The organism is Ferrovibrio sp., from assembly GCF_035304305.1.
GTDB lineage: Bacteria > Pseudomonadota > Alphaproteobacteria > Ferrovibrionales > Ferrovibrionaceae > Ferrovibrio.
In genome coordinates this window covers 1-7749 of record NZ_DATGQG010000050.1, presented here as the reverse complement: position 1 = coordinate 7749, position 7749 = coordinate 1, and the positions used below count along the sequence as shown (strand labels likewise).

Genomic DNA, 7749 nt, shown 5'->3' with positions numbered 1-7749 from the left:
GCGCCGATGAGGACCAGAATCATCGCCGGAAGATACAGGGGGTGGGACCGGACAAGGTCGCCGGAGGCAAGGACGGTTTCGAGATCGTAGCTGCCCGTTATATGACCCAGAACCAGGATGCCGGCGAGAAGGCAGAGGCCGCCCGTGGCCGTCACCGTCAACGACATGCGGGCGCCATCGCGCGCGGCCGGGGTGTGATGCCAGTAGCCGATCAGCAGGAAGGAGAGGAGGCTCGTAAGCTCCCAGAAAACCACAAGCTGGATCAGGTTTCCGGAAAGCACGATGCCCAGCATGGCGCCCATGAAGGCCAGCAGGAAAGCGAAGAAGCGCGGCACCGGGTCCTCGGCGGACATGTAGTAGCGCGCGTAAAGCACGACCAGCATGCCGATGGCCGTCACCAGCCCGGCAAACATCATGGCAATGCCGTCCATCCTGAGGACGAAATTCATCCCCAGGGATGGCATCCAGGCGATCTCCTGACGGATGACATTGCCGGCCGCGATCGTCGGATAGGCCAGCCAGACCAGAGCAAAGCCAGCGAAGCTTACCCCGCCTGCCAGCCACGCGGCCGCGTTGCGCGCAAAGGTGGGCAGCAGCCCGGCTGCAAGCGCGCCGGCAAACGGCAGACTGATAAGCAGGAGAAGCAGGTCGTCTTGCATCGGTCAGGGGGAGGCGTCAGGGTCTTGCGGCCCGGGATTGCCGGAATGGTCTTGCAGCAGCCGGATCACCTCGTCCGGCCCCTTGGAGAGGTGAAGCTGGCGCAGCAACTGCGGATCCCGCAGCGTGCGGCATATCTCGGCCATTGAATCGAGCAGGCCGTTCGTATCTTCTGCCGGCCAGAGCATCACAAAGACGATATCGACGGGCTCGCCATCGGGAGCGTCGAAATCGATTGGCTGCCGGAGGCGGGAGAACAGCATGGCCGGTCTGGTTATTCCGGCAACCTCCGCATGCGGCAGGGCGACACCTTTCCCGAGTGCCGTCGAACCGAGTTTCTCGCGGGACTGCAGAGCCGTCAGGATGTCCTGCTCCGGAATCCCGGTCCGCTCAGCAGCCTGCGCCGCAAGCGTCTCGAGCAGATGACGTTTATTCTTGCAGCCCGCATCGAGAGTGATGTCGGCGACAGTGAGGTAATCCGCAATATGCATCCTTACCTCCACCAGAGGTGATTCATGGAACGATCTGCTTTCATCTCTCGGAGGCAGCGACCGGTTCCCGAATGATCAGGGCGTCGCAGGGAACCTCGTTCATGATCATCTTGGCTACGCTGCCGACCAGAACTTCGGCGATGGCACTGCGCCCCTGGGTTCCCAGGACGACGAGGTCCGCCTGCTTGTCGCGGACATAGTTGCGCAGCAGGCCATCTGCGGCACCGTGTTCGATCAGGACATTCGGCGCCTGCCAGGTCTCCGGTTTGTCGACCGTCTCCAGGAACAGGTGCAGTTCGCGCTCCGCGGCCGCCCGGCGGTCCTTCATGAAGGTCGCGGCATCCGTCATGAGCCCGGCCATCGGCGAATCGAAGGCATGGAACAGGGTCAGCGGCTGGCCGGGAAAAAGTCTTGCGGCGGCTTCCAGGGCATGCCGCGCAGACGGGGAGAAGTCGGTCGCGACCACAATGTGCTGATACGGCGTCCTCGGACGGTTCTTTACCACCAGCAGCGGTACCCCGGTGCGCCGGAGGAGTCTGTCGACCGTTCCGCCCAGGCTGAACCGCCCCAGCAACTCGTCCCGCGCAATCCCGATGACGATCAGGTCGCAGCCTTCCTGTTCCGCCGTGGTCAGGATGACGTCGGCCGGGTTCCCCTTCGAGATCAGGACCCGAGCCCTGTCCGAAACTTCGCTGACATCGGCGTGCAGCTCCTTCCAGGCCAGGTCGACCGGATTGGAGGTGCGCCGCCAGGACGGCACCGTTGCCATCCCCAGGGCCTCCGCCTCGAAGTCCTCCAGGACATGCAGGACCACCAGAGCCGACTGCCACTGCGCCGCGAGGGCGGCCGAGCGGTCAAGGGCCCGGTCGCAGCGGGCGCTGAGATCGGTGGCGAAAAGAATCTTCTTCGGCGGCCCGCTCATCCAGGTAGGAACTGACATTCTACCTCCACGCAATCGCCCAGCGGCGGGACGCCTTGCGGCACCCGGTTGTTTTTTCCCGAATTCCGATGTGCATTTTGCCTGTTACAGTTGTGATCTCCATTTTGACCCGCATGCGCATCCTCCGCAACCACTCCACCTGCGGTTTGGCGGTGTCCCTCACATGCCCGGCGCATTTGGCGGACCGGAACCGATTACTGGAAAATAATCCGGGGAGGGCGTTATAGCCACTCCGGGACCTGCTACGAATGATCCGTCGCGCCGCACATCTTCGCGCCCGGGGGAGTCATGGAAGTCGGAAGCTTTGAACACGAAGTCTGGGCCGCAGCCGTGCAACTCTTCCGGCAGTTCGGGCCGGCGGCCGAGGCGGAGGTTTCGGACCTGATCCAGGAAGCCGATAACGCCCGGGACCGTGAAGCCGTCGTCATCTGGGGCAGCGTGCTGCGTGCCCTGACCGCCCTCCGCGAATCGGACGGGCTGCTGGCTATCTGACTGCCGGCCGGGCCGGCTCAGATCTCCACCCGGTCCTTCGGGCGGATGCCGCGCTTCTGGGCGGCGATCCGGAACGGGGCGTTCGGCGCCCCATAGCCGGCATACCGGCGCCGCTGCACGATCTCGAAGAAAAAGCCTTCGCCGTAATTGGGGCTGTAGAGCTGGAAATACTCGCCGTCGGCATCGCGGTCGTAGAGAATGTTCTCGGCCCGCAGCCGGTCGAGCAATTCGGGCTCGAGCGCGAACCGGACCTCAATATCGTCGTAATAGTTTGGCGAGATCGCAAGCGGTGTGAAGCCATTCGCCTTCATCGCCGCGACCGTGGCGAAGATGTCATCGGTGGCGAAGGCAATATGCTGGACCGCCGAGCCGAAACTTTCGGCGATGAAGTGCCCGGCCAGGGTCCTGCGGTTTTCCGCACCATTGAGCGTGATGCGCAGGCTCCCGGTTTCGTTTTCGATCACCTGGCTGCGCACCAGCCCGGCCGGATCGACGATGTCGACCATGGGCGTCTTACGCGTCGCAAAAATCGAGGTGTAGAACAGGATCCAGGTCAGCATCTCCTCGTAGTTCATCGTCTGGGCGATGTGGTCGACGGTGGTCAGGCCGGCTTCGCAGGTGTCGCCGTCATCCGCGACGGGGATGAATTCGATGTCCCAGACCCGGCCCAGATCGCTCTTGCCGTCGATGAAATGCATGACGCCGCCGCCGACGCCGCGGATCGCCGGAATGCTCAGCTCGCCCGGTCCGACCGCCTGCTCGAACGGCTCAGCGCCCAGCGCACGGGCCCGCGCCACGGTGGCGGCCGCATCTTCTACCCGCAGTCCGATGTCGCAGACGCTGGTGCCGTGCATCAGATAGGCCGAATGGGCAAAGCCCTCACGCTCGGTGTTGATCACCAGGTTGATGTTTCCCTGCCGCCACAGTGTCACGTCCTTGGATTTGTGACGCCCGGCCTTGCGGAATCCAAGGGTGCGAAACAGGCCAGACAGTTCGGCAGCCTCATGCTCGTCGGCCGCAAACTCGACGAACTCGATGCCCTCGGCACGTATGCGGTCAGGAATCTGCGGCACCGAGATTCTTGTGCCGGGCTCCTCCCGGCGCACCCGGTCCATCAGACTGACGAGGGACCGCTTGCCATCAACCGCAATCGCCTTGGGCGAACCGCCGCGGAACTGGTCGTTGAAGATCTCGAGGGAGAGGACGCCGTCATAGCCGGTGGCGGCCACCGCGCGCATGAACTCCACCACCGGCAGGTCACCCTGGCCGGGCATGTTGCGGTAGTGGCGGCTCCAGTGCAGGAGGTCCATTTCGATCTGCGGCGCATCAGCCAGCTGGACGATGAAGATCCTGTCCCTCGGGATCGCCCGGATGGATGCGACATCGATCCTGCGCGCCAGCGTGTGGAAGGAGTCGAGGATCAGGCCGACACTGGGATGATCGGCGCGCCGGACGATCTCCCAGGCGTCCCGGTGATCGCTGATGTGGCGGCCCCAGGCGAGCGCCTCGTAGCCGACCCTCAGGCCGCGCCTCGCGGCCCGTTCGCCCAGCTCGCGGAAATCCTCCGCGGCCCGATCGATGCCGCCCAAGGCCAGCGGCGAGACATTCGAGCAGACCAGCATCAGGTCGGTGCCGAGCTCCTGCATGATGTCGAATTTCCGTTCGGCACGGTCGAAGGTCCGGCTGCGCTGCGGCTCGGGCATGCCCTCGAAATCGCGGAAGGGCTGGAACAGCGTGATCTGCAGGCCGGCATCCCGGACGATCCGCCCAACCTCGCGGGGCGAGCCGTCGAATGCCAGGAAGTCGTTTTCGAATATCTCCACGCCGTCGAAGCCGGCCGCGGCAATGGCCTGCAGTTTCCTCGGCAGGGTGCCGCTGAGGGTCACGGTGGCAATCGAGGTTTTCACGTCTGCAGCCTCCCAGTCACGGCAGAGTATGCTGCGCTCGTTATGAGCGAACCAGTTAGTACATAACTATGTTGTCATTCCCGCCTGTCAAATCCGCTTCGTGAACCGGTGTAGGCTAGACCGGCGCCTTCAGCACGTTCCGCAGCACCATGTCGACCACCTGGGCCCGCAGGGTGGCCAGCGCCTTCTTCGATGCAAGGTCGACGCGGAAAATCTGCGAGAACGTGGCCCGGTTGGACACGCTGAAGAAGCAGAGGGCGCTGATCTGCCAATGCAGATCGATGGCGGACAGGCCTTTGCGGAAAATGCCGTCCTCGAGCCCGCGACGGTAGACCCGCTCCAGCTCGCCGATGGCGGAGATGTTCAGATCCTGGATCGTCTTCGAACGGGCGAGATACTCGCCATGATGGATGTTCTCGATCATCACGAGACGGATGAACGCCTCGTTGGAATGATGATGGTCGAAGGTGAATTCCACCAGCCGGCGCAGCGCGTCGGCGGGGCGCAGATGCTCGAGATCGAGCTGGGCTTCGGTGGTGCGGACCTTCCGGTAGGCTTCCTCAAGGACGGCCAGGTAGAGACCTTCCTTGTCCCCGAAATAGTAATAGATCATCCGCTTGCTCGAGCCAGTCTTGGCGGCGATCTCGTCGACCCGGGCCCCGGACAGGCCGTTCTGGGCAAATTCCCGGGTGGCGACCTCGATGATGTCCTGTCTTGTGGCCTCGGGACTGCGTATGCGGGTCGAGGTCCGGCCGCGGCCGGCTTTTGCTGTTTTTGCCATGGTCAGGGATTCACTCACGCGCAGATCCCGCGCTCCAGATCACATCCTGCGAGAATTGCCGCATACTGCCCTCGTATTCCGGCATTGCAAATCTCCAAGCCAGGACAACCCGGGATAATTTCCGACCATGCGCGCCGGCGCTCCGGCATCCATCTCTGTTTGACTATACTAACTGTTTCGTACATTCTTGCATCGAAAATCGGGAGGGCCCGTGAATTTGAGGCGCGAAACCTGCGCGGACCTGCTGCGGCAGCTTCTGTCAGCCCATCCGAAGCCCGCAGCGGGCTCGGGGCACCCGGTGCTGGTCGGACTGATCGGGCGCGGTATCCAGCTTTCACGGACGCCCAGGATGCATGAGCGGGAAGCGGCGCGGCTGGGTCTGGCATGCGCCTACATTCTCGTCGATTTCGACCAGCTCGGGCGGGATGATGCGGCGCTGCCCGAGGTGCTCGCGGCAGGCGCCGCGCTCGGATTCCAGGGCTTCAACGTCACGCATCCCTTCAAGCAGCAGATCCTGCCGCATCTCGGAGCCCTGTCGCCGGAGGCGGCGGCGATCGGCGCCGTGAATACGGTCGTTTTCGGTCAGGGCGCGATTACCGGCTACAATACCGACAGCTGGGGGTTTTCCGAAAGCTTCCGGATCGGGCTGCCGGATGCGCCATTGCGGAAAGTCGTCCAGTTCGGTGCTGGCGGTGCGGGCGCGGCAGTTGCGTATTCTTTGATGCAGCTGGGTGTCGGCGAGATCCATCTGGTCGATGTCGATCGCCAGCGGGCGGCCGATCTGGCTGCCAGAATGGCCGCGGAATGGAACGGACGTGTCCATGCCGCCGCGACCGCGGCAGATGCTCTGGCCGGGGCGGACGGGCTGGTCAACACGACGCCGGTCGGCATGGCGAAGTATCCCGGCATTCCGTTTCCGGCCGATCTTCTGCGCCCCGATCACTGGGTGGCGGACATCATTTATTTTCCCGAGGAAACCGAATTGCTGCGTCGTGCCCGGGCGCTGGGCTGCCGGACGCTGTCCGGTACCGGCATGGCGATCGGCCAGGCGGTGCGGGCGTTCGAGCTCTTCACGGGACGGAAGTCGGACATGGCGTCGATGGCCGGCCATTTCGCAGCAGCGGCCTGACAGTTGGATGAGGTTGGAGTCGGTTCATACGTAAACATTGGCCCAAAGGGAGGAAACAATGACAGCAGAAACCACGCGTCGCCGATTTCTCGTCGGCACCGGACTGGCCGCGGCAGCCATCAGCCTGCCTGCAATGGCGCAGAACAAGCCGAAGCTGCGCTTCTCGGCGGTCTTCTCGGAGCAGGATATCCGCGCCGAGATGATGAAGAAGTTCGCCGAGGGCATCGCGAATGACTTCGTCTTCGAGGGCTATTACGGCGGCAACCTGTTCAAGCAGGGCACCGAGCTCGTCGCCATCCAGCGCGGCAACCTGGAAATGGGCAACATCGCGCCGCAGGATATCTCGAAGCAGATTCCGGCCTGGTCGATCCTGACGGCCGCCTATCTGTTCCGCGACGCGGACCATCTGACCAAATTTTTCGCCAGCCCGGCCGGCGCCGAGATGAAGAAGATGGCGGACGAGCAGCTCGGCATCCACATCCTCGGCCCGACCTATTTTGGCTCCCGCCAGGTCGGCCTGAAGCCGTCCAAGAAGATCAACACGCCGGCTGATCTTGCCGGCATCAAGCTGCGCATGCCGCCGGGTGAGGCCTGGCAGTTCCTAGGGCAGGCGCTTGGCGCCAATCCGACCCCGATGGCCTATGCGGAGACCTATACCGGCCTGCAGACCGGCGCCATCGACGGGCAGGACAATCCGCTGCCCAATGTCGAGAACATGAAGTTCTACGAAGTGATGTCGCAGATCGTGCTGACCTCGCATCTGGTCGGATTCGACCTGCTCACCGTCTCGGGCAAGGTCTGGAAGAGCATGTCGCCCGAGCAGCAGAAGCGATTCCAGGCTGCCGCCGACGCGGCCATCGATTTCTCGCAGAAGAAGCATCTTGCGCGCGAGAAGGAGCTGGTGGAGTTCTTCAAGAGCAAGGGCCTGCAGATCTATGAGCCGGACCAGGCGGCCTTCCGCAAGCATGCGCAGGAAAAGTATCTCGCCTCCGATCTGGCCAAGGACTGGCCGAAGGGTATGATCGACAAGATCAACGCGCTCTGAGTGCAGGCGGCGGAGACGATGGTCTCCGCCGCATTTCAGGCCGGGTACCAGCAGCGGGGGAGGCCGTGCGGCAGACATTCGGATACTGGGCGGGATGGCTTTATCGCCGCGGCGAAAACGTCCTCGCGGCCATGCTGGTGGGCATGTTTGCCGTTTTCCTACTGCAGATCGCTTTCCGCTATCTCCTCAATCTGCCGATCGGCTGGACCAATGAGGTCAGCACGGTTCTCTGGATCTGGCTGGTTCTGTGGGGCGCGGCTTTCGTCATCCGCGAGGAGGAGGAAATCCGCTTCGACCTGATCTACGG

At 63.4% G+C, this 7749-nt stretch carries 9 protein-coding genes; 4 read left to right on the top strand and 5 right to left on the bottom strand.

The annotated features are described in order from the left end of the window. The 3 genes from VKZ87_RS06035 to VKZ87_RS06025 form a co-directional block, all read right to left on the bottom strand. The coding region (locus tag VKZ87_RS06035; protein ID WP_324220352.1) for a proton-conducting transporter membrane subunit at nucleotides 1–659 on the bottom strand (659 nt) is incomplete at its 3' end. Nucleotides 660–662: 3 nt separating this feature from the next. Next, complete coding sequence (locus VKZ87_RS06030; RefSeq protein WP_324220351.1) at nucleotides 663–1148, bottom strand: PTS sugar transporter subunit IIA; 486 nt, start codon at nucleotides 1146–1148, stop codon at nucleotides 663–665. A gap of 40 nt (nucleotides 1149–1188) precedes the next feature. Beyond that, entirely contained in the window at nucleotides 1189–2088 is a 900-nt protein-coding gene (locus VKZ87_RS06025; protein ID WP_324220350.1) for a universal stress protein, read from the bottom strand. 288 nt (nucleotides 2089–2376) lie between these two features. Between VKZ87_RS06025 and VKZ87_RS06020 the strand changes: the two genes are divergently transcribed. After that, nucleotides 2377–2580: a hypothetical protein gene (locus tag VKZ87_RS06020; protein ID WP_324220349.1), complete on the top strand. Its 204-nt coding sequence runs from the start codon at nucleotides 2377–2379 to the stop codon at nucleotides 2578–2580. Nucleotides 2581–2597: 17 nt separating this feature from the next. Here VKZ87_RS06020 and VKZ87_RS06015 read toward each other — a convergent pair whose 3' ends face one another. Together VKZ87_RS06015 and VKZ87_RS06010 are read right to left on the bottom strand one after the other, a co-directional pair. Next, nucleotides 2598–4487, bottom strand: a complete 1890-nt coding sequence (locus VKZ87_RS06015; RefSeq protein ID WP_324220348.1) for a bifunctional sugar phosphate isomerase/epimerase/4-hydroxyphenylpyruvate dioxygenase family protein — start codon at nucleotides 4485–4487, stop codon at nucleotides 2598–2600. A 115-nt stretch (nucleotides 4488–4602) separates the two neighbouring features. After that, nucleotides 4603–5286, bottom strand: coding sequence for a TetR/AcrR family transcriptional regulator (locus VKZ87_RS06010; protein WP_324220347.1), 684 nt, complete (start codon nucleotides 5284–5286; stop codon nucleotides 4603–4605). Nucleotides 5287–5479: 193 nt separating this feature from the next. Here VKZ87_RS06010 and VKZ87_RS06005 point away from each other — a divergent pair, with 193 nt between their 5' ends. From VKZ87_RS06005 to VKZ87_RS05995, 3 genes are all read left to right on the top strand, one after another. Further along, nucleotides 5480–6397 (top strand): shikimate dehydrogenase, encoded by a 918-nt coding sequence (locus tag VKZ87_RS06005; RefSeq protein ID WP_324220346.1) that lies wholly within the window; start codon nucleotides 5480–5482, stop codon nucleotides 6395–6397. A gap of 58 nt (nucleotides 6398–6455) precedes the next feature. Continuing rightward, a complete protein-coding gene (locus VKZ87_RS06000; RefSeq protein ID WP_324220345.1) occupies nucleotides 6456–7442 on the top strand; it encodes a sialic acid TRAP transporter substrate-binding protein SiaP in 987 nt (328 codons plus the stop codon). Between the two features lie 65 nt (nucleotides 7443–7507). Then, on the top strand, nucleotides 7508–7749 hold a 242-nt coding region (locus VKZ87_RS05995; protein WP_324220344.1), incomplete at its 3' end, for a TRAP transporter small permease.